General features: G+C 66.3%; 20 protein-coding genes. 7 read left to right on the top strand and 13 right to left on the bottom strand.

Going from position 1 to position 19747, the window contains the following annotated elements; genetic code table 11:
* Nucleotides 1-6 precede the first annotated feature (6 nt).
* The 5 genes from kdpB (at nt 7) to TGR7_RS09440 (ending at nt 6717) form a co-directional block, all read left to right on the top strand.
* Nucleotides 7-2046, top strand: coding sequence for a potassium-transporting ATPase subunit KdpB (gene kdpB / locus TGR7_RS09460; protein WP_012638450.1), 2040 nt, complete (start codon nt 7-9; stop codon nt 2044-2046).
* A 10-nt stretch (nt 2047-2056) separates the two neighbouring features.
* Nucleotides 2057-2713 (top strand): potassium-transporting ATPase subunit KdpC, encoded by a 657-nt coding sequence (gene kdpC, locus TGR7_RS09455; protein WP_012638449.1) that lies wholly within the window; start codon nt 2057-2059, stop codon nt 2711-2713.
* The gene (locus tag TGR7_RS09450) at nt 2710-3165 is read left to right on the top strand and encodes a PTS sugar transporter subunit IIA (RefSeq protein ID WP_012638448.1); all 456 of its coding nucleotides are present in this window, start codon (nt 2710-2712) and stop codon (nt 3163-3165) included. Before kdpC ends, TGR7_RS09450 begins: the two co-directional genes overlap by 4 nt.
* Before the next feature lie 92 nt (nt 3166-3257).
* Nucleotides 3258-5999, top strand: a complete 2742-nt coding sequence (locus TGR7_RS09445; protein ID WP_012638447.1) for a sensor histidine kinase — start codon at nt 3258-3260, stop codon at nt 5997-5999.
* Complete coding sequence (locus tag TGR7_RS09440) at nt 5983-6717, top strand: response regulator (protein WP_012638446.1); 735 nt, start codon at nt 5983-5985, stop codon at nt 6715-6717. The genes TGR7_RS09445 and TGR7_RS09440 overlap by 17 nt, the downstream gene beginning before the upstream one ends.
* A gap of 25 nt (nt 6718-6742) precedes the next feature.
* On the opposite strand, the gene TGR7_RS09435 is transcribed toward TGR7_RS09440, so the two are convergent.
* The 9 genes from TGR7_RS09435 to TGR7_RS09395 all read right to left on the bottom strand — a co-directional run bounded on the left by TGR7_RS09435 (nt 6743) and on the right by TGR7_RS09395 (nt 14121).
* Nucleotides 6743-8728: a relaxase/mobilization nuclease domain-containing protein gene (locus TGR7_RS09435; protein ID WP_041441429.1), complete on the bottom strand. Its 1986-nt coding sequence runs from the start codon at nt 8726-8728 to the stop codon at nt 6743-6745.
* Between the two features lie 436 nt (nt 8729-9164).
* A complete protein-coding gene (locus TGR7_RS09430) occupies nt 9165-9764 on the bottom strand; it encodes a S26 family signal peptidase (RefSeq protein WP_012638444.1) in 600 nt (199 codons plus the stop codon).
* Nucleotides 9761-10294, bottom strand: coding sequence for a DUF2840 domain-containing protein (locus TGR7_RS09425; RefSeq protein WP_012638443.1), 534 nt, complete (start codon nt 10292-10294; stop codon nt 9761-9763). The genes TGR7_RS09430 and TGR7_RS09425 overlap by 4 nt, the downstream gene beginning before the upstream one ends.
* A complete protein-coding gene (locus TGR7_RS09420; RefSeq protein WP_012638442.1) occupies nt 10291-10563 on the bottom strand; it encodes a hypothetical protein in 273 nt (90 codons plus the stop codon). Before TGR7_RS09420 ends, TGR7_RS09425 begins: the two co-directional genes overlap by 4 nt.
* On the bottom strand, nt 10560-11267 hold the full coding sequence (parA, locus tag TGR7_RS09415) for a ParA family partition ATPase (RefSeq protein ID WP_425358067.1): 708 nt from the start codon (nt 11265-11267) through the stop codon (nt 10560-10562). Before parA ends, TGR7_RS09420 begins: the two co-directional genes overlap by 4 nt.
* A gap of 184 nt (nt 11268-11451) precedes the next feature.
* A complete protein-coding gene (locus tag TGR7_RS09410; RefSeq protein WP_012638440.1) occupies nt 11452-12309 on the bottom strand; it encodes a replication initiator protein A in 858 nt (285 codons plus the stop codon).
* 26 nt (nt 12310-12335) lie between these two features.
* Nucleotides 12336-12617: a helix-turn-helix transcriptional regulator gene (locus tag TGR7_RS09405; RefSeq protein WP_003107109.1), complete on the bottom strand. Its 282-nt coding sequence runs from the start codon at nt 12615-12617 to the stop codon at nt 12336-12338.
* Between the two features lie 83 nt (nt 12618-12700).
* Nucleotides 12701-13462, bottom strand: a complete 762-nt coding sequence (locus tag TGR7_RS09400; RefSeq protein WP_012638439.1) for a DUF2285 domain-containing protein — start codon at nt 13460-13462, stop codon at nt 12701-12703.
* Nucleotides 13463-13770: 308 nt separating this feature from the next.
* Nucleotides 13771-14121 carry a DUF2958 domain-containing protein gene (locus TGR7_RS09395; protein WP_012638438.1) on the bottom strand — a complete coding sequence of 117 codons (351 nt, stop codon included), beginning with the start codon at nt 14119-14121 and terminating at the stop codon, nt 13771-13773.
* A gap of 243 nt (nt 14122-14364) precedes the next feature.
* Here TGR7_RS09395 and TGR7_RS09390 point away from each other — a divergent pair, with 243 nt between their 5' ends.
* Nucleotides 14365-14670 (top strand): helix-turn-helix domain-containing protein, encoded by a 306-nt coding sequence (locus tag TGR7_RS09390; protein ID WP_012638437.1) that lies wholly within the window; start codon nt 14365-14367, stop codon nt 14668-14670.
* A gap of 63 nt (nt 14671-14733) precedes the next feature.
* Here the strand turns inward: TGR7_RS09390 and TGR7_RS09385 are convergent, their stop codons facing one another.
* Nucleotides 14734-15048 (bottom strand): DUF736 domain-containing protein, encoded by a 315-nt coding sequence (locus tag TGR7_RS09385; RefSeq protein WP_012638436.1) that lies wholly within the window; start codon nt 15046-15048, stop codon nt 14734-14736.
* A gap of 806 nt (nt 15049-15854) precedes the next feature.
* Between TGR7_RS09385 and TGR7_RS09380 the strand changes: the two genes are divergently transcribed.
* Nucleotides 15855-16307 (top strand): nuclear transport factor 2 family protein, encoded by a 453-nt coding sequence (locus TGR7_RS09380; protein WP_211260886.1) that lies wholly within the window; start codon nt 15855-15857, stop codon nt 16305-16307.
* Nucleotides 16308-16439: 132 nt separating this feature from the next.
* Here TGR7_RS09380 and TGR7_RS09375 read toward each other — a convergent pair whose 3' ends face one another.
* The 3 genes from TGR7_RS09375 to TGR7_RS09365 form a co-directional block, all read right to left on the bottom strand.
* Complete coding sequence (locus TGR7_RS09375) at nt 16440-16715, bottom strand: hypothetical protein (RefSeq protein ID WP_425358066.1); 276 nt, start codon at nt 16713-16715, stop codon at nt 16440-16442.
* Nucleotides 16712-18766 carry a ParB/RepB/Spo0J family partition protein gene (locus tag TGR7_RS09370; protein ID WP_012638433.1) on the bottom strand — a complete coding sequence of 685 codons (2055 nt, stop codon included), beginning with the start codon at nt 18764-18766 and terminating at the stop codon, nt 16712-16714. The genes TGR7_RS09375 and TGR7_RS09370 overlap by 4 nt, the downstream gene beginning before the upstream one ends.
* 80 nt (nt 18767-18846) lie before the next feature.
* Nucleotides 18847-19671, bottom strand: a complete 825-nt coding sequence (locus TGR7_RS09365; RefSeq protein WP_012638432.1) for a DUF932 domain-containing protein — start codon at nt 19669-19671, stop codon at nt 18847-18849.
* Between the last annotated feature and the right edge of the window lie 76 nt (nt 19672-19747).

The raw sequence follows: 19747 nt of genomic DNA, 5'->3' as shown, positions 1-19747 counted from the left end.
AACATCATGAACCATACAACCTCGAAAGAACACGCGGGCCGCCGCTCGCGCCTGGATGAGCGCGGCTTCGCGCCTGCGCTGGTCAACTCCTTCATCAAGCTGGCGCCGCAGCACATCATCAAGAACCCGGTGATGGCCGTGGTCTGGCTCGGTACGCTGGTAACGGCGGTTGCTACCCTCGCGGGTTGGGCGCAACCCGGTTTCGGCTGGGCCGTAACCGTGATCCTGCTGATTACCGTGCTGTTCGGCAACTTCGCCGAAGCCGTGGCCGAATCCCGCGGACGCGGACAGGCGGCGTCGCTGCGCCGAGCCCGCAAGGATTTGATGGCCCGGCGGCTGGACACCGCCGGCGGCGAGAAGACGGTGCCGGCCGCCGAGCTGCGCCCCGGCGATCATGTTATGATCGAAGAAGGCCAGTTGGTGCCTGCCGACGGCGAGATTGTCGAAGGTCTGGCGACGATCAACGAGGCCGCCGTGACCGGCGAGTCCGCGCCTGTGCTGCGCGAGGCCGGCACCGACCGCTCCGGCGTGATCGGCGGCACCAAGGTGCTGTCCGACCGCATCGTGGTGCGCGTCACCGCCGAGCCGGGCAACAGCTTCCTCGACCGCATGATCGCGCTGGTGGAAGGCTCCAACCGGCAGAAGACGCCCAACGAAATCGCCCTGGGCATCCTGCTCGGTGTGATGACGCTGACCTTCCTGATCGTCGTCGTGACGCTGCCCTTCATCGGTGGCTTCGTCGGCGTGAACGTCAACGTCGTGCTGCTGGTCGCCCTGCTGGTGTGCCTGATCCCAACCACCATCGGCGGGCTGCTGCCGGCCATCGGCATTGCCGGCATGAACCGCGCGCTACAGGCCAACGTGCTGGCCAAGTCGGGCAAGGCCGTGGAGGTCGCGGGCGACGTGGACGTGCTGCTGCTGGACAAGACCGGCACCATCACCTACGGCGACCGGCAGGCCACCGCGTTCCACGCGCTGGCCGCAGTGGATGCCGCGCAACTGCGTCAGGCGGCGCTGCTGGCTTCGCTGGCGGACCCGACGCCGGAAGGCAAGTCCATCGTCAAGCTCGCACGCGGCAAGAACGAGAAGCTCGATGAACCCGAAGGCGCGCATTTCGTGCCGTTCTCCGCGCAGTCACGCATGTCGGGCGTGGACCTGCCTGGCGAGCGCGTCATCCGCAAGGGCGCGATGGACGCGATCGCGCGGCATGTGCAGATGCTGGGCGGCGTCATCCCCGCCGAACTCGAAGCGCGTGTGTCGGATGTGGCCCGCAAGGGTGCCACGCCGCTCGTGGTCAGCGATGGCCGGCACGTGCTGGGCGTCATCGAACTGTCCGACGTGATCAAGCACGGCATCAAGGAACGTTTCGCGCGCCTGCGCGAGATGGGCGTCAAGACCGTGATGATTACGGGCGACAACCCGCTCACGGCGGCGAACATCGCCGCCGAGGCCGGTGTCGATGACTACATCGCTGAGGCACGCCCGGAAGACAAGCTCGCGCGCATCCGTGCCGAACAGAGTGGCGGTCGCCTGGTAGCGATGGTGGGCGATGGCACCAACGATGCGCCGGCGCTGGCCCAGGCCGACGTGGGCCTGGCAATGAACTCGGGCACACAGGCGGCCAAGGAGGCCGGCAACATGGTCGATCTCGACTCCGATCCGGCCAAGCTGCTCGCCGTGGTGGAAATCGGCAAACAGCAGCTCATCACGCGCGGCGCGCTGACCACCTTCTCGCTGGCCAACGACGTGTCCAAGTATTTCGCCATCCTGCCGGCGCTGTTCGCCGCAACAATCCCGCAGATGGCGGCGCTGAACGTCATGAACCTGTCGAGCCCGAACAGCGCCGTGCTGTCGGCGCTGATCTTCAACGCCATCATCATTCCGCTGCTGATTCCGCTGGCCTTGCGCGGGGTGCGCTTCAAGCCCGCGAGCGCGACGCAACTGCTGCGCAACAACATGCTGATCTATGGCGTGGGTGGCGTCCTGCTGCCCTTCATCGCGATCAAGGTGATCGACGTCGCGATCTCCGCCATGTTCTCTCTCTGAGGATTCGATCATGTCTCATAACGCAACTACAACTCCCCGCACGCCGGGCAATGTGTCCCCGGCCATCTCCGACAAGGGCCTGCTCCGCGGCTCCATCGGCCTGGCGATCATTTCGCTGGTCGGTTTCGGTCTGCTGTATCCGCTGGCGGGAGTCGGGCTCGGCCAGGCGCTGTTCCCGAGCACTGCCAATGGCAGCCTAATCGAGCGCGATGGCAAGGTCCTCGGCTCCTCACTGGTGGCGCAGCCGTTCTCGGACGATCGCTACTTCCAGTCACGCCCCTCTGCGGCCAACTACGATGTGATGGCGGTGGCAGGGAGCAACCAGGCCCGTACCAATCCAGACTTGCGCAAACGTGTCGATGAAACGCGAGCCGCCCTGGCGCAAAGGTATGGTGTCGATCCTTCCGCCATACCCAGCGATCTGGTCACGCAATCCGGCGGCGGCATCGACCCGCACATCAGTTCGCAAGCTGCCGCCATTCAGATTGACCGCGTAGCACATGCGCGCGGTATCTCACGCGATGTCATCGAAGGCTTAGTTGCCCAGCATACGGAGGGCAAGCAACTCGGTTTACTGGGCCAGCCTCGCGTGAATGTGCTTGAGCTGAATCTGGCGCTGGATGCTGTCGCTTCGCCCGCCCCGAAGGCGCCAGCGACTGCGCAATGACTGTGCTGGGCATCTACCTTCAGGCCGAGGACGTTCTCCTCGGTCTGAACGTTTCGAACAAGCGACAGTTGTTCCAGGCCATCGGCCTTCACACCGAGCGCATCGGCGGTTTGCCAGCGGATGCTGTCGCTTCCGCCCTGATGCGGCGGGAACTGGCGGGATCGACTGCATTGGGCCTCGGCGTCGCCATTCCCCACGCCAGGGTGAACATTCTGAAACGCATTCGCGCTCTGTACGTGCGTCTCGTGCCAGGGCTGGAGTTCGATGCTCCTGACATCGGGCAAGTATCCGATGCCCTGGTGCTGCTGGTTCCCAGCCCAGCAACCGAGGCGCATCTTGAGCTTTTGGCCCATGCGGCTGCATTGTTCTCCGATAGTGGATTTCGAGCGGCCTTGCAAGCCCGTCATAACCCGGTTGAAATTAAGGCGTTATTTGATGAATGGACTTCTTAGACGGCGCCACGCCTCATCCATAGCTTGGCGAGAACCAAGGGTGGCCGAAGACGATATGCAGACAACGAAAATACTTTGAGGATAGGTCTGCCATGGGAACCGAACATACGGGACAAGCCGACGCCTTGCTGGGGGAAATCAAGCGCCAGACCGCAGGACGTCTGACGGTGTTCCTGGGCGCCGCCCCCGGTGTCGGCAAGACCTACGCGATGCTGGCGCGCGCGCGCGAACTCCACCGCCAAGGGGTGGATGTCGTCATTGGCATCGTCGAGACACATGGCCGCAGCGAGACCCAGACCATGGTCGAGGGTCTGCCGCTGTTGCCTCGCAAGAAGGTCGAATACCAGGGACGGCAACTGGAGGAGATGGACCTGGATGGTTTGCTGGGGCGCAAGCCGGCCATCGCCCTGGTCGACGAGCTGGCCCATCGCAACGCTCCCGGAAGCCGTCATGAGCGGCGCTGGCAGGATGTGGAGGAATTGCTCAACGCTGGTATCGACGTTTACACCACGGTCAATATCCAGCATCTGGAAAGTCTGAACGACGTGGTGCACCAGATCACTGGTATCCGGGTGAGCGAGACTGTTCCCGACGCCGTTTTCGAGCGCCTGCGTGACATCCGCCTGGTGGATTTGCCTGCGCGAGAACTGATCGAACGCCTGAACGATGGCAAGGTGTATTTGCCCGAGCAGGCCGCCCAGGCGCTGCAGGCGTTCTTCTCGCCGTCGAATCTCACCGCTCTGCGCGAGCTGGCGATGCAAACCGTGGCCGATCACGTCGATGCCGACTTGCGCGAGACGCGCGCGGCGCGCGGCCTGGAAGGCATTTCCATCCAGCGCCATGTGCTGATCGCCATTGACGGCCGGGGGCAGTCGGAATACCTCGTAAGAGCGGGGGCTCGAATCGCCGAGCGCCGGGGCGCTCCTTGGTCGGTGGTCACGGTGGAGACCGGGCGCTCGGCCGATGCCGCCTTGCACACTGACGACCTTTACCGGACGGCCCCCACGCGCAACATGGTTGCGCGTGCGGAGCAGCAGCGCTTGATCGAGATCGACAAGGCATTCGCGCTGGCGCGCAATCTGGGTGGCGAGACGGAAGTGCTGCACAACACCGACGTCACCCAGGCACTGCTCGACGCCGCCGAGGCGCGCGGCGCACGATCCATCGTGATCGGCCGCACGCGCGAGCGCCCCATCGTCCGCATCTTCAATCGCACGCTGACGCAGCAACTGTTGCAGCGCGGCGCACGATACGAGCTGACGATCGTCAGCACGCCGCAGGCCCGGCAGCGGGCGATGGAATTGCAGGGTCTTGCCAGCGGTCGCCTCACGGGACGGGAGGTCGTGCTGATCCTGCTGGCCAGCGTCGGCGCCGTCGGCGCGGCGGCCTTGGCCGAGCGCACGCTGGGCTTGCAGGATCTGTCCCTGATCTTTCTCGTGGCGGTCATGCTCGTCGCCTCACGAACCCGCATGCTCTCGGCCGTCATTACCGCCGGGCTGTGTTTCGTGGCATACAACTTCTTCTTCATCGAACCGCGCTACACCTTCCTTATCAGTGCTCACCGTGGTGTGGCCACTGTGTTGCTGTTCTTGGCGGCGGCTCTGATTGCCGGACGACTAGCTTCACAACTGCGCATGCAAGTCGTGGCGTTGCGAGCGGCGAACACACACGCGACGGCCATGCAGAACCTGGGACGCCATCTTGCCAAGGCAGCCGATCTCGGGCAGGTCATCGCATCAGGCTCATCGGTTCTGCAATCGACCCTGCACGCCGAGGCATGGATACGCATCAATGGCGAGGCCGGTCCTACCACTGCCGCGAATCATCTGACCGAGAAGGATCTGATGGCGGCCGACTGGACGCAGCAGCACGGGCAGGCGAGCGGGCACTACACGGACACCCTGACCCATTCGTCTTGGTTGTTTCTGCCGGTGCACTCGGACAAGAATACGCTCGGCGTGGCCGGCTTGAGGTTCCCGTCGGGCATGGGGCGTCTTTCGTTCGAGCAGCGCCGCCTGGCGGAAAGCATGGTGGAGGACATCGGCCAGGCCGCCCAGCGCACGCGGCTGGTGTCGGAACTGGAGGAAGCGCGCGTCACCGGAGAAACGGAGCGCCTGCGGTCCGCGCTGCTGTCGTCGGTGTCGCACGACCTGCGTTCGCCCCTGTCGTCGATGATCGGAGCAGCGGACAGCTTGGCTCGCTACGCCAAGGATATGGGGCCGGAGGATCAGAAAAGCCTGCTGGAGACCATCCATGTGGAAGGCGAGCGCCTGGATCGGTACATCCAGAACCTGCTCGACATGACCCGGCTCGGGCAGCAGGGACTGACGCTGACACGCGACTGGATCGGCATCGACGAGTTGGTGGGTTCAGCGTCCAGGCGTTTGCAACGGTACGAGCCCGATGTACGCATCGAACACGATATTCCCCCCGACCTGCCTCCGATCCATGTCCACCCCGCGCTCATCGAGCAGGCTCTGTTTAATGTGATGGAGAACGCGGCGAAGTTCTCCCCTCCGGGTGTGCCCATCCGGGTGCAGATTCGACGGACCGAGGACGATCAATTACGAATCGACATTTCGGACCGTGGGCCAGGCATTCCAGAAGACGAACGACGCCGCATCTTCGATATGTTCTACAGCGTGGAGCGTGGCGACCGGGGCAAGCAGGGAACCGGCCTGGGACTGACGATCGTCCAAGGTATCGTGGGTGCCCATATGGGCAGTGTCCAAGCGCTGCCGGGACCAGAAGGCAAGGGAACTACCATCCGTTTGACCTTGCCTTGGGGCGGGTACGCCAATCAGGAGGCGAAAGAACATGATGGGACGTCCTAGTGAGTCGAATTCGGGCGCTCCGGCCGCCAGAATTCTCGTCGTCGATGACGAACCGCAGATCCGCAAGTTCATCGACATCAGCCTGCGCTCGCAGGGATACGCGACTCTGCTGGCGGGAACGGGCCGGGAAGGACTGACGCTGCTGGCTAGCAAGGGGGCCGATCTCGTCGTTCTCGATCTGGGATTGCCCGACAAGGACGGGAAGGAAGTGCTCAAGGAGCTTCGGCGATGGTCGCGCGTGCCAGTCATTGTGCTTACAGTGCGCTCCGGGGAAGAGGAGAAGGTCGCCTTGCTGGATGCGGGTGCCAACGACTACGTGACCAAACCGTTTGGTGTCGAGGAACTGATGGCGCGTATCCGCGCATTCCTGCGAACGTTAGGATCGGGCGCGGAGGAAGATCCAGTTTATGACGACGGGGTTGTCAGAATTGATCTGGCACAACGGGAAGTGACCGTCCACGGCCAAGTCGTCACACTGAGCCGTAAAGAGTTTTCTCTGCTGTCCCTGTTGGCCCGTCAACCTGGACGGCTGATTACCCAAACGCAAATCTTGCGGGAGGTATGGGGACCGACGCACGAGGAGGATGCCCACTACTTGCGCATTCTTGTGGGCAAGTTGCGCAACAAGCTTGGGGACGATGCCTCAGCTCCCCGCTACATCGTGACCGAACCAGGGGTCGGACTGAGATTCATCGCGAAAGAACGGCAAACGGCTTGAACGGAGCAGGATACAAGGCAGATGGTCAGCCGATTGCCGGTCCGCGTTGCCGACCAACTTCCCAAGAGACCCCGCCACCGCGCACCGTCGCGGCGATCCGCTGCCCCAGCCGCGGCTCGATTACCGGCCGCCACGGCACCAGCGAGAAGCCTATGCCGTCATCGAGCATCGCATAGCGCCCGCTGGCGAGCATGACGGAGCGCCGGTAGATGCCTGCCACGCGCCGGCCGTCGGCCACCGGCCAATGCTCCAGGCCGGTTTCGGCGGCAATGTCCTTGGCGGTCTGCGCCAGTTCCCGATTGCGCAGCGTGCCCAGCAGGTTGCGCGCCAGGATCACGCGCTGCCCGCGCCGCTCGGCCAGCCCCTGTTCGGCCAGGAAGTCGGCGCGCTGCTGCATCGCCTGCTTGGCCTCGCCACCAAAGCCCAGGTCGCCCAGGCCGGAGCCGCCGCCGATCAACTGCTGGTCAAGCCAGGTGGCCCCGATCACGCGGGCCTGTCGCTCGATGGGCAGGTGCGATTTCAGCTCCACGGCCACGCCGCCCAGGCGCTGCGCGTCGTAGCGCCGGCCCTGCTCGGGCAGGTCGCCCGGTACCTTCCATAGCCCTTCGGCCACGCGCTCAACGATGCCAACCCGGCGTAGGGCCTCCAGCCGGCGGACGTGGGCCGCGACGACTTCCTGCGGGTCGCGGCCGGGCTTGGCCCGGCCATGCTCGATCGCCAGGTGATGGTTGGTGTGGTACAGGCCATCGCTCGCCAGCGCGGCAATGTTCCTGTCGGCCGCCCGCACCTCAGCGGAACCGCGTACCTCCACCACGGCTCCGGTGGGATAGTTCGCCAGCTCGTCACCGGCGTTGAGCCCGACGTAGTGGGCCTTGCCGTCCACGCCGTCGATGACCAGATAGCCGCGGTCGTACAACTCGTCGGCCAGCCCCTTGGCGGCCACCCGGCCGACGAGGGTACAGCCGTCGTCGCCCGGCTCGAACACCGCCAGTTCGCGCGGCTCGCCGCGCATGGCCCGCAGCATGGTTCGGATGATGTCGCCGCGCTCGCCCAAGGCGCGCAAGGTCTTTTCCGCATCAGCATGGACGGCCCAGGTGCCCGGCTGCGTCTCGTCGGCCAGGCCCAGGCGCTGCAAGCGTTGCAGGCGGCCGATCAGCAGCAGGCGCTGGCGTTGCAGCCGGGGTTCGTTGAGCCGTTCGACATGCACCAGGCCCTCGTCGCCGACCTCGCGCTTCAAGGTGCGATCCAGACTCGTCCACCGCTCTTGCTCCACCTCGCGCTGCAAGGTCTGCTGGATCTCCATCTCGGTGCGCGGCCCCAGCCATTCGGTCGCCAGTTCGGCGGCGCGGTGGCGGAAGCCATCGGCGATGTAGTCGCCCGCGATGATGAGGTCTTTGCCGGTGTCATCGCGCCCGCGCACGATGATGTGCGTGTGCGGGTTGTCGGTGTTCCAGTGGTTCACGGCCACCCAATCGAGGCCCGTGCCCAGGTCGGCCTCCATGCGCCCCATGAGGTGCCGCGTGTAGGTGCGCAGGTCTTCCAGATCCGCGCCATCCTCAGGCGAGAGGATGAAGCGAAAATGGTGCCGGTCGCCGGCGCAGCGTTCCTTGAAGGCGTCGAGGTCGGCGGCGTCGGTCTGCGGCCCGTAGGCTTGGCCCGGCTCGCCGTCGCGGCCCACGCCATCACGTTCGATGTAGCGCAGGTGCTTGGCGAGCGACTGCGGGCTGGCCCGCTGGTGATTCACCAGCAGCGTTTTGATGGTCACGCGCCGGGACATGGGCGTCAGCTTCGCGCCCGCGAAGCGCGCCGCCGTATGGCCGCGCCCGAGGCGCGAGCCGGGCCGTTGGCCGGTGCCGCCCGCCGCGCCAGGACGGCGCACTGTGGACTTGCCGCTGCTGGCCTTGCCCGCCTGCTTGAGCACCTTGGAAACGAAGCTCTGCCCCTGGCTCTTGCCCCGGTTCTTCGGGGAGCTGGGGCGCACGCGGAAATCGTCGTCGCGGCGGTCGCTCATGGCTGCGCTCCCTGAAAGCTGGGGCGTGCCCCGGCGTGCGAAGCACGCGGGCCGCCCTGTCTTGGCGCGGGCTTCGCGCCACAAGCGGCACGGCGGCGAAGCCGCTGCGTGCCGCGCCACTCCCACGTGCAGACTGGCTTTCGACGCGGCCCGGTGCCGCGTCCTTTTGTCTTGCCTTCCGCCTTTGCCCCTCGCTGGCGCTCTGGGCAGCGGCGGCCCGGCGGCGCTGCTGCGCGAGCAGCCAGCGCGCCGGCGAACGCGGCGACGGCCATAGGCCGGGCGCGTTCGAGGCAAGACGCCTGCACACGGGAAGGCAGTGCGAAGTGCGGCGCGGATGCGCTCGCACTGCACGCGCGACGACATGCGGAAAGCCACCGGATCGGCACGTCCGATGGCACGATGGGATGCACGGCAACGTGCAGCGAATCGGCGGCCATCATGGGCGAGACTCCAGCCAGACCGGATGCGCGACGCCGATCACGGCGGATGCGCTGACCGGCCCGAAGTACCTGCTGTCGAACGACGCCGGGTTGGTCGTACTGAGCAGGAATAGTTCGCCGGGTTCGAGGCGACGGCATTGCTGCCAAGATGGCAGCGGCCGGCTCCAGCGATCAGCAGGCAGCGCGGCGGCCGAAGGCACGCCGTCGATGCGGACAATGCGGCCAGTGATGCACACCTCCTGCGGTGCGATGGCGCCCACGCGCTTGAGCAACGGCACGCGCGCCGGCAGGTAGCCGCGCTGCGCGGCCAGCGCGGCGGCATCTGGCGGCAACGTGGTCAGGATGATGTTGCCAACGGATAACGGACGTGGCAGCGAGCCGGCACCTTGGCCCAGCGGATCGACGCGATACCAGCCGACCGCCACACTGTCGGACGGGTTGTAGATCAGACGCGGCAACGGATGCACGAAGGACGCCCAGGCCAGCGCAGCGAGGCCGCAGGCGGACAGGCCCGCAAGCACGATGCGAGCGCGCAGGCGGGAACGAGGACGCGGCGCCTTTCCGGCGGTGTTGGCACCAGTGGAAACGGCAGTCATGGCAGCGCCCTCCCGGCCAGCCAGGCGGCGTGCCGCTCGGCGGTGTATTCGGGCAGCGGCAGGCGCGCTGCGAGCCGGTTGGCGAGCGTGCGCCAGTACGCGGGCGAGGCAGCGACAGGCGAGATGCCCAGCGCCTCGATGGCGTCGATGCGTTCCAGCACGGCGCGCACTTGCCTGTCGCCCTCGGCGTGCAGCAGCAGGCGCGCGCCCGGCTGTACGCCGGGGATGCGCTGCGCGTCGTCCAGCGGTGTACAGGCTTGCATCACCATGAGCTGCCAGCGCACGGTGCCGTAATCGTTGGCCTGCCAGCGCACACGGCAGAACACCGCGCCCGGCAGGAATACCGCGCTGCGCCGCCAGCGGTCGAGCTGGTGCGTGCGCGCGGGTTCACCGAAGCGCAGGTAGAGCTTGAAACGGGCCTCGATGTAGGCCAGCGCCACGCGCGTCAGCGGCGCGCTGGCGGGCTGGCCGACAGGCGCAGCCAGCGCAGCCTTGGCCGCGACGGCGGCAGGCGAAGCGGATGCGGTCATGGTGTGTTCTCCCCGTGGTTCTCGGGAAACTCCCGCTCCAGCAGGCCGCGCAGCAGGTCGGCCACGGTCACGCCTTGCGTGAAGGCCGATACCTTGATGCGCGCCCGCATGGCGGGCGTGATGTCGAGGGTGAGGCGGGCGGTGTAGAGGTCGCCCTTGCCCAGTGCATCGGCGTCGCCTTGCCGAATCCACGCTTCAGCGTGCGGATTCGCAGGCGGACGCGCGCCGATGCCAACGCGCTTTGCGCGAGGTGGCGGCTTCGCTGTCATGTCGTCCACCGCAGCAGTTCGTCCACCAGCGCAGTAATTTCCCGTGCGGCGGCGCTGTCCGGCGCCGTCTCGCGTGCAAGCCGGCCAGCGGCCACGCTGTCGGCGAACACGATGCGCTGATGCACTTCCGCGCGCAGCGCAGGAAGCGGCTGTTCGGCGAGCGCCTGGCGCGCTTCGCGCCCGATCACGGTGGTACTGACGCGCCGGTTGATGACGAAGGCCGCTCGAAGCGCAGGCCGAAACACCTGCGCTTCACGGATCAACGCGACCATTTCGGCGCTGGCCCACAAGTCGTAGGGACTGGGCTGTACCGGGATCAGCACGCGCTCGGCCGCCAGCAGCGCGGAGCGCGCCAAGGCGGCGATACGCGGCGGGCCGTCGATGACGACGTGATCGGCCCGCCTGGCGAGTTCTGGCGCTTCCTGATGCAGCGTTTCGCGTGCGAGGCCCACGGCACTGAACAGCCGTGGCAAGCCTTGCTGGCTTCTGCGCTGCGTCCAGTCCAACGATGAACCTTGCGGGTCGGCGTCCAGCAGAACGACGTGCTGGCCGCGCATCGCCAGCTCGCCGGCGATGTGCGTGGCGAGCGTGGTCTTGCCCACGCCGCCTTTCTGGTTGAGCAGAGCGACGATCATGGCCTGGCCCTCCATGTTGGAAAGCCGGGCTTTTGCTGCTGCGTTTGTGGCCGCGTGGTGGTTGTCCACCGCAGCAGCGTTTCCCTACTAAAAGTTAGAGAAATTAAGTTAGGGAAGTTAGAGGGCCAGAAAACGCAGTGCTGGCGCGGGTTTGCGGCCGATCGGCACGCCTGATAGCACGATAGTCCCACGCCTGATAGCACGATACCCGGCACGCCTGATAGCACGACACCATCCACAGGCTTTCCCAGAGTTATCCCCGTGCCGTATGCAGCACGGGCCGGAATGTCAGAAGCTCCATGCCGTTGTCCGGCATCCGTTCGACGCCCAGGACGTAGCCGGGCAGCGACTGCCGCGCGACCAGCGCGCGCAGGTCGCAGGCGAAGTCGTAGGGCTTCGCGGTGCTGCCCGACTTCTGGTGCAGGTAGCGGAAGTCGAACTGCCAGCCGTGCTCTTGCTTGCCGCCGTGCTTGCGCACCAGCCGATACAGCCAGCGCTCGATGCCGCCGGTCAGCCGGAAATACGCGGGGTCGATGGTCAGCACCAGGGCGGCGTCGAGCACGCCGGCATAGAACCAGTCCGGCAGGATCAGCTCGATGCCTAGCGGCGTGCCGCTGGCATCGGCCAGCTCCTTCCATTCGTTGATCCACGAGAAGCGGTGCAGGCGCCGGCCGGTCGTCTCGCGGATGGACGTGGCCACGGTTGTCGATTGCAGCCGGTCGAGCGCAGCCTTGAGGCGCTGGTAGTCGCGCAGCGACTTGCCGCGCCCGATGAAGCGCAGGATCTCGTAAGGTGTGGCACGCATCAGCCGTGATGGACGCAGGCCCGCGTCCTTGGCCTCCACGATCTGCGAGGCCGCCCAGATCAGCACGTCCGCATCCCAAATCGTGGCGATGCCGTGCTCCTGTGTGCCTTCCACGCGGATCGTCACGTTGCCCGCGCGGAAGTCGATGGGTTTGACCCGCTTGGACTTGCCGAGCGAGAAGAACGGGTAGGCCATCAAATCCTGGCTGTCGCGCGGCGCCATGTCGCCGGGCAAGGCGCGGAACAGGTCGAGCTGTTCGCGCTCCTGCAACGGCCGCTGCCGGGACGGCAGCGCGGTGCTGGACATGGCGATGGCCTGCCGCGCGCCGCCGATCAGCGCGCACGGCTGTCGGCCGAGTGGTGCTCGGCGTATTCGGGATCGGAAGTCGTCTCGAAACTGCGGTCGGCCGCCCAGGCGTCGAGATCGGCCACGGCGTACATGACGCGCCGGCCGAACTTGCGAAAGCGCGGGCCGCCGCCGATCACGCGCTGCTTTTCCAGCGTGCGCGGCGATAGGCGCAGGTACTCGGCGGCTTCGTCGTTGGTGAGGTAGCGTTGGGGCTGCGCGGCAGCGGTCGAGACAGTGGCGGCAGGCCGCAAGGGGGCGGGACGCATGGTGTGAACCTCCATCGGTTGAAAACGCCCGGCCACACAGCGCGACCGGATGGAGGCAGTCTCAAGAAGCGAGGGGTTTCCGATCAGGGCCGGTTTGCGTCCGCATCAAAACGACCCTTCTCAAGCGGCGGAAGCTGTGCTAGGTGGCGATAGCCGCCGCGCATCAGCACATCGCCGCGCCGCACCAGGCGGCGCACCTTGGAGCGCAGGCCGCCATCGCTGTACCAATCGGCCACGGCCTCGGCACCGAACAACCCTTCGCCCACATCGCGCAAGGACGCGCCCGCCAAGGTCGCGTCGAGCGCCTGCAAGGTGTGCAGCTCCAGCAGCGCGGCAGGGGTTGGCCGTGGTTTGGCGACAGCAAGGCCCTCGCCGGGCGGCTGGTTGCCCGCAGGCGCGACAGCGCCGCCGCGGTGGGCATAGGCGACAGCCATGCCGTCTTCCAGGCCGGGCGCGAGCGCAAAGCGCAGACAACGGCCTGGGCTGCGTGCGATCAGCGCCAGCCCTTTGCCGTTGTGGAGCAGGTGCTTGTGGCCGGGAATGCGCCAGAACGCGAAGGCGGTAGCGTCCTGCGGTGGATCGGCGTCGGGGTAGAGCTGCACCACGGCCGCATGACCAGGCAGCCAAGCGGGATGAGCGTCACGCGCATCCAGGGCCGGGTCTTCCAGCAGGCGCAATCCCCAGCGATGCGCCGCTTCCGGCCGGCGATGACGGCGCAGCCAGTCGAGCCGGTAGTCGGGATGCCTGCGCAGGTATTCCCAAGCGAGCGCGAGCGCATCCAGCCACAAAACGTAGAGGTATGCCGCAGTTGGATACCAATGCGCGAAGTGATGAGGATTGACCATGACGCCTCCTCCTGCGAACAGGACTCGCCGCCACGGAAGAACTACGCGCTACATCGCCCTCGTCGGAACGTCATGGGTTAAAAAGGCGGATGGGGCTGTCAAGACCGATTGGCTCCGATGCGTTGCGGTATTCGTCTCGATGCTGCGGCGGCAGCACCCCAGAAGGGGGTACTGCACAAGCCAGCCTGCCGCAGCCCGCGCCAGGCATCATGTCTATTTGGATCAGACTGGTGGGGCTACGCCGCAAGAATGTGGATTGAGACTTATCCGGTATGACACCAGACTGAAAAAGTCACAGTAGGACGTATTCAGTCCGGGATCGCTCCGTCGCGCTCGGCCAGCCGGGTGTATTCCGACAGTGTGCGCGTGGGACGGAAATAGAGGTCGCGTAGCACGGGCTGCTGGCGCGGCCCGACGATGCCGGCCAGCTCGGACAGCTTGACGGTTCCCTGCGCGGGCATCCCGATCCCCAGGTCGATGAGGCCCCAAGCGGTGTCGCCATCGGCGGGATCGAGCGCAGCCAGCAGCCAAGTCACATGCGCGTCGGGCGTGAACAGCCGCACCACGGGCATCGGGTCGATGGCCCGGCCAGCGGCACGGGCCTCGCCGTTGGCGAGCAGTTGCGTGCGCTCCGGGTCGGTGGCAAGTGGCTGGGGCATGGTCGGTAATCCCACAAATCCAATGATGCACGGATGCGGTTTCGCGCCAAAGCGCAGAACCGCGAAACCGGATTTGCGCCTTCGTGCGCAAGCACGGATGCGCTTACGCGGCTTTGCTGGAACGCGCCGATGCGGATTTCCGTAAAGCCACAAAAACGGATAGCAACACCAAATGAACACTATAGATTGTAGTCCTATAGGGCGCAATGGGCTGTCATCTTGGTTTTTTGAGGGAAACCATAGGTGGCGGCTGGGTATTCATTGGCAAAGGCATTGAAGACGGTCAGAAAGGCGCGTGGCTTGAGCCAGGAAGCCTTCTCTGACGTGTCCAGCCGCACCTATATGAGTACCCTCGAACGCGACCTGAAAAGTCCGACCCTGCATAAGCTGGCCGAGCTGTGCGAGGTGATGGAGATCCACCCGCTCACGCTGCTAACGCTGGCCTACGCGGGCGATAGCCCGCACAAGGCCGACGAGCTGCTGGCGCAGGTGCGCCGGGAGCTGGAGTCGGTGTTGAAAGAGCGCGACGCGGCGAAGCCGCGCGCGTGATGCGGTGATGTGCTGCGACCAGCAGCACAGCGCCCCGCCGCGATGGACGGGGCGCTGCGGCGGTCACGCCGCCTGGGGCTTGCTGCGCGACCAGATCAGGTCGTGCGTGCCGTCCTCGCCTTCGATCATGCGGGCGTAGACCGGAGCCGGGAACGAAGGATCGTCGAGGGTCACGGACAGGTAATCCCGCCCGGCTTCGCTGGTCTTCTTCCACGCCGCGCCGATGTCGTGACCGGCCGCCTGGACGCGGAAGTCCGGGGCTTTCTCGCTGTCCCCCTTGTCGTTGGGAACCAGCTTGACCTTGACGTTGAGCGTCAGGGTGCGAAGCGTGCCGGTGAAGCCGTCTTTGTCTGCGGTGAAGGTGCCGATGTTGGCCATGATGTTTTCTCCTTTCGGTTGAACAAGGTTCGCGCCCATCGCGTCCTTGTTGTGATCCGGCCGGCGGGGGACGGGCTGGCTGCACCGCTTGCGGTCGAAACGCAGTGGAGAACCGGAAGGCGAAAAGAATTTGTCCCGCGAGGAATGCGCTTCAGCGCAGGGGAAATTGTTTTCGCCGGACGGTTGCAGCCATGAAGCCCGAGGCGCAGCCGCGCCCCCGCCAGGATTCACAACGAGACAAGGACGCCTTGGGCCGAACCGCTCCGAAAGGAGATGGGGCCGGCTCGGCATCCCCGCATGAAGGCTGCTCCGACTCGCCCGCTGACGCGGGCCAGGTCAACCACCCGACGACAAGCGAGAACGCCCCTGCCGCACCTTGCGATGCCGGTCTTGAGGCGTGGCGTGGAAGCTCCATAGCGATGCCGGGCGGGTTGTCCGTGAACCGTCCTTCGTGATGTAACAGGCTGGAGCCGCCAGCGTTGAGGACGGCCCGCATTTGCACAACCTGCCGCAGCAAGCGCCAGCGTGTTCGCCAGCGCGCCGTCCATCGCGGCGGGGCGCTGGCCGGGCCGATCCGGCGTAGGCCGGTTCGGCGGCATCAAGGGGTGCCAAGCATCGCGCGGCGGGGATAGCCCGCAGGGCTTTCCCCTAGAGGCAAGCGGAGCGCGCAGCGCCGCAGGCGCGAAGGCGTGAGGGATTGAAGCCGAATGGCCGTGACGGCAAAGACGGCACGGGGCGCAGCCCGAAAGCCCGGCGGCGCATCGCGCCGACACGGCCTACCATGACGAGTACGAACAGCGAAGCCCATGCCCAAGGAAGCACCGATGGAAGAAAAGCGCATCCATGAGTTCTTCAAGCGATACCAAGACATCTTTCGCCAAGGATTGAAAAACGAAGCGAACATGGAGCAAGTGGCCTCGTCCTATGCCACCGCCTTCATCGCCGCCTCGCCGGCTAGGGTCATGGCAGGCCAGAACGACGAGCAACTGAAACAAGTCATGCGCCAAGGCTTCGAGCGTTACCGCCAACTCGGCACGAAGGACATGACTCTGCGAGGCATTCGCATCGCCCCTATCGACGCGCATCATTGCCTTGCACACGTCGCTTGGACGGCAACCTATGACCGGGGCGCGGCCCCGGACGTGTCTATCGACTTCGACGTCCACTACTTCGTGCAGCAGCTCGATGGCGATCCCAAGGTATTCGGCTGGGTGTCAGGCGACGAACAGGCGCTGTTGAGGCAGCACGGTATCGTCTGACGCCACTGCCGCGAAGACGGCGGCGCTCTGATTCGGCTGTTGGCCTTGAACACCGGGCGCGGCCACCGCCGCGCCCGGATTTGCATTTCACCGCGCCCAGGGCGGAACGGCCTGGGCGCGGTGCTGTTCGGGTTATTCCTTCGTCTCGATGAGCCACCACACGGCACGCGGCAAGGCGCGGCCCGTGATGGGGTGAATGTCGGTGAGGTCGGCGCGGGCTGACCAGCCCGAGGGCGGGCGGTAGCCGCGCACGTCGCCGTCGCCGTGCCAGCGGCGGGCGCGTACCGCGCCGGGGGCGTAGATCGCCGCCATGCGTGGGCGGCGGGTGGTGGTGCGGGTCATGGGGCGTTCTCCTTCCAGCGAAGCGCCCCGGTCGGGGCCGGGGCGCTTGCCATCGGCGCGGGTCAAGCGGCCAGCGCCACGGCGGGTTCATCCGCCAGTGCCTCGGCATCCTCCGGGGCATCGTCCTGCGCCTGCGGTTCTGCCTGCGTGGTTTCCTGCGCACCTTCTGCCTTGAAGATGGCGGGCATCCATCCGCTGCCGTTCGCCAGCCGCTCGGCCTCGCTGGCAATGTCGGCCTTCTTCAACTTCGCCAGCCGGGAAACCTGCTCGGGCGCGTAGTCGCCCACGGCTTGCAGAACTGCCGCCTTGGGAACGTGCTTGAAGTAGCCTTCTGCGGTCGGCTTCCACCATGCGGCCATGTCGAGGCCCACGGCCTGCGCCAGTTCCTCGCCGGGTTGGTGCGGCGGGGCGCGAGGCGTCACCACGTCCACCGTGGAAGCCACGCAGACGGCCAGCAACTTGACCAGTTCGTCTTGCGGCTTTGCCAGCAGCACGGCGAACAGTTCGGCGCTGTCCTGCGGCAAGGTTTCACCTGCCACCTGTTGCAGTTCGCGCAGCGCCACGGCGGCGGGCGATTCCGGCCAGTCCGGGGCCATGCCTTCCAGCCGGTCTTGCACGTTGAGGCGCACGCCGAGCGGCAGGCCGTCGCCGTAGGCGTCAGGCTGCAAAACCTCCTGCACCATGCCATGCACCAGCGCGGCCAGCGCCACTTGCGGATGCCGTGCCACTTCGATTTGCAGCGCCGCCGTGCGGTGTGCGCTCAACCGCTGCGCCAGCCGGTCGGACAGGCTCGCAGCCTTGGGCGCGTCGTCGGCGTCGTGGCCTTCGTCGTTGTCGGCTTCGCCTTCCGCGCTGCCGAAACCGCGCCGCAGCTTTTCCAGCGTGCGCAGCGCCTTTGCCTCGGCCTCGCGCAGCAGGCCGCGATGAATGACGGCCTCGCCGTTGCGGTCGATGGTGACGATGGCACCGGCCACCTCGCGCACTTCGGGCGCATAGCCTTGTAAGGCGTCATCCGCGTCTTGCAGTTCCCCGATCACCTGATCGCGCCGCTGTTCCAGCTTCTCGGCCTTGGCCTCGTCCTCGGCGTCGCTGGCGTCCTCCAGTTCGGCGTCGATCTTTTCAAGCCGGTTTTCCAGCGAGGCGATGCGGCGGGCCTCGCGCGTGGTCGGCTCGCGGCGGTGGCGCGGTGCGTTCTGGAACGCCTGCCGTTCCTCGTAGGCCAGATGCGGCACGGCCTCCACCCATGACCAGCCCTCGGCGCGCACGTTCTCGGCCAGCGTTGCCAGCTTCTCGCGCACCAGCGTTTCCAGCACTGCGGCGTCGGTGAGGTAGGTGCCGGCATCGCCTTCGGCGAACAGGTCGCGGCGGATGCCTCCGCCTGCCTGCCGGTAGGTGTCCAGCCCGACGAAGCGCACCAGCGCGTGCGTGGCGTCGATTTCGCGCTCGGTGAGGCGTGCGCGCAGCGCGGACGGGCCGCGCTGCCATTCCGGCGCAGCATAGAACGCGGCTTCCTGCGCGGCGTGGTCGTCGGTGATGGTCAGGGCCATCAACTGCTCCAGCGTGACGGTTCCGGCGCGGTAGTCGGCCATCAGGCGCGGCGCGATGTGGGCCAGCTTCAAGCGGCGCTGCACCACCAGCGGGGACACGCCGAAGTCGGCGGCAATGTCCTCGATGGGCCGGCCTTCCTTCACCAGCGCGGCGAACGCCTCGAACTGGTCGGCGGGGTGCATCTGCTCGCGCATCAGGTTTTCCGCGAGGCTGAGGGTGCGGGCGCTGCCATCGGCCACCAGCAGGCACGGCACCTCGTAGTCGGCGGAGATGCGGTGTTTCTTCGCCAGCAGCTTCAAAGCGGTCAAGCGGCGATCACCGGCCACCACCTCGTAATGCTCGCCATCGGCGGATGCGATCACGATCAGGTTTTGCAGCAGGCCGATGCGGGCGATGCTCGCGGCCAGTTCGGGGATGGACAGGCGCGGCATCTTGCGGGCGTTGCGCTTGGAGCGGCGCGGCAGCAACTGCGAGAGGGCAACCAAGATCAGGTTCTTGGACGGGTCGGCCATTTCCAGCGGCGCGGCGGTTTCGATGGCGCGGGCTTCGGTTTGGGTTACGGCGTTCATGGTGATAACTCCTAACGATTCAGGGATGCAGCAGCGAGGGATGCGGCAAGGGCTGCTGCCTGCCCCTGCCGCGTGGGGATTCAGGCTTTCAACTGGCGCAGGCCATCGGCCAGCAGCCACAGGGAGCGATTCAGGCGCACGCTCTGGTCAATGCCCTGCACGGGCCGGGTGGTCTGGCGGCGGCCATTGGCAGCGCGGGCGGACAGGCCGCCTTTGATGAGGTTTTCCTGCGTGCGGTTGAACACGCTCCACAGGTCGCGGCGGTCGTCGTCGCCACGGCGCGGCATCAGGATTTGCGATTCCGTGACGGGTGCGGGCTTGTCCTCGTCGTACTTCAAGGCCAGCGCAGCGCGGGCGAACACTTCCGATTCCCCTGCGTCGAGGGTGATGGCGCGCATGGCATCGCGGGATTCCTGCGCCCGGTCGAATCCGTGCAGGACTTCGTAAGCGCCTTCGATGACGTGCCCGGCCACGTCGCCTTTGTGGGGCACGCGCACGTCGGCCACGGTGTCGCCGCACACCAGCCCATTGCTGCACACGAAGCGGAACATTCCGGCCAGCATCTGGTAACTGCTGGTGCCGTCATGGGAGTTCAGCAGGATGATTTCGTTGGCCTCGCGCCCGTTGATCTGGCTGGCGTGGCGCAGGCGGATCATGTGCTTGGTGTAGTCGCGGCGGTCGTCGTGGCGCACGCGGGTCTGGCACACCATGAAAGGCTCGAAACCTTCCCCGCGCAGTTCCTGCAACACGGTCGCGGTGGGGATGTAGGCGTACCGCTCGGAGCGGCTTTCGTGCGGGGCGTCCGCGAAGATGGACGGGGCCACCCTGCGGATTTGGTCATCGGACAGCGGGTAATCGCTGCGCAGTGCCGGGGAACGGGAAGCGAAACGGGATGCGAGTTGCATGATCTTTCTCCTGACAAAAAAGAGGTTTGCTGTTCACCGCACACCGGATTCCTAGATTCGGAGCCCAGCCTTTCGG

Source organism: Thioalkalivibrio sulfidiphilus HL-EbGr7 (genome assembly GCF_000021985.1).
In the GTDB taxonomy this organism is placed as follows: Bacteria; Pseudomonadota; Gammaproteobacteria; order Ectothiorhodospirales; family Ectothiorhodospiraceae; genus Thioalkalivibrio_A; species Thioalkalivibrio_A sulfidiphilus.
The sequence above is the reverse complement of the archived record's forward strand: the minus strand, read 5'-3'. Positions and strand labels throughout refer to the sequence as shown.

Bases quoted from the DNA above. Each gene is read 5' to 3' on its own strand.
- TGR7_RS09395 (WP_012638438.1), bottom strand. From the start codon at position 14,121: ATGCCCCAGCCACTTGCCACCGACCCGGAGCGCACGCAACTGCTCGCC.
- TGR7_RS09410 (WP_012638440.1), bottom strand. From the start codon at position 12,309: ATGTCCAGCACCGCGCTGCCGTCCCGGCAGCGGCCGTTGCAGGAGCGC.
- TGR7_RS09365 (WP_012638432.1), bottom strand. From the start codon at position 19,671: ATGCAACTCGCATCCCGTTTCGCTTCCCGTTCCCCGGCACTGCGCAGC.
- TGR7_RS09445 (WP_012638447.1), top strand. From the start codon at position 3,258: ATGGGAACCGAACATACGGGACAAGCCGACGCCTTGCTGGGGGAAATC.
- TGR7_RS09385 (WP_012638436.1), bottom strand. From the start codon at position 15,048: ATGGCCAACATCGGCACCTTCACCGCAGACAAAGACGGCTTCACCGGC.
- TGR7_RS09420 (WP_012638442.1), bottom strand. From the start codon at position 10,563: ATGACAGCGAAGCCGCCACCTCGCGCAAAGCGCGTTGGCATCGGCGCG.
- TGR7_RS09400 (WP_012638439.1), bottom strand. From the start codon at position 13,462: ATGGTCAATCCTCATCACTTCGCGCATTGGTATCCAACTGCGGCATAC.
- TGR7_RS09450 (WP_012638448.1), top strand. From the start codon at position 2,710: ATGACTGTGCTGGGCATCTACCTTCAGGCCGAGGACGTTCTCCTCGGT.
- TGR7_RS09440 (WP_012638446.1), top strand. From the start codon at position 5,983: ATGATGGGACGTCCTAGTGAGTCGAATTCGGGCGCTCCGGCCGCCAGA.
- TGR7_RS09425 (WP_012638443.1), bottom strand. From the start codon at position 10,294: ATGACCGCATCCGCTTCGCCTGCCGCCGTCGCGGCCAAGGCTGCGCTG.
- TGR7_RS09435 (WP_041441429.1), bottom strand. From the start codon at position 8,728: ATGAGCGACCGCCGCGACGACGATTTCCGCGTGCGCCCCAGCTCCCCG.
- TGR7_RS09405 (WP_003107109.1), bottom strand. From the start codon at position 12,617: ATGCGTCCCGCCCCCTTGCGGCCTGCCGCCACTGTCTCGACCGCTGCC.
- kdpB (WP_012638450.1), top strand. From the start codon at position 7: ATGAACCATACAACCTCGAAAGAACACGCGGGCCGCCGCTCGCGCCTG.
- TGR7_RS09380 (WP_211260886.1), top strand. From the start codon at position 15,855: ATGCCCAAGGAAGCACCGATGGAAGAAAAGCGCATCCATGAGTTCTTC.
- kdpC (WP_012638449.1), top strand. From the start codon at position 2,057: ATGTCTCATAACGCAACTACAACTCCCCGCACGCCGGGCAATGTGTCC.
- TGR7_RS09370 (WP_012638433.1), bottom strand. From the start codon at position 18,766: ATGAACGCCGTAACCCAAACCGAAGCCCGCGCCATCGAAACCGCCGCG.
- TGR7_RS09430 (WP_012638444.1), bottom strand. From the start codon at position 9,764: ATGACTGCCGTTTCCACTGGTGCCAACACCGCCGGAAAGGCGCCGCGT.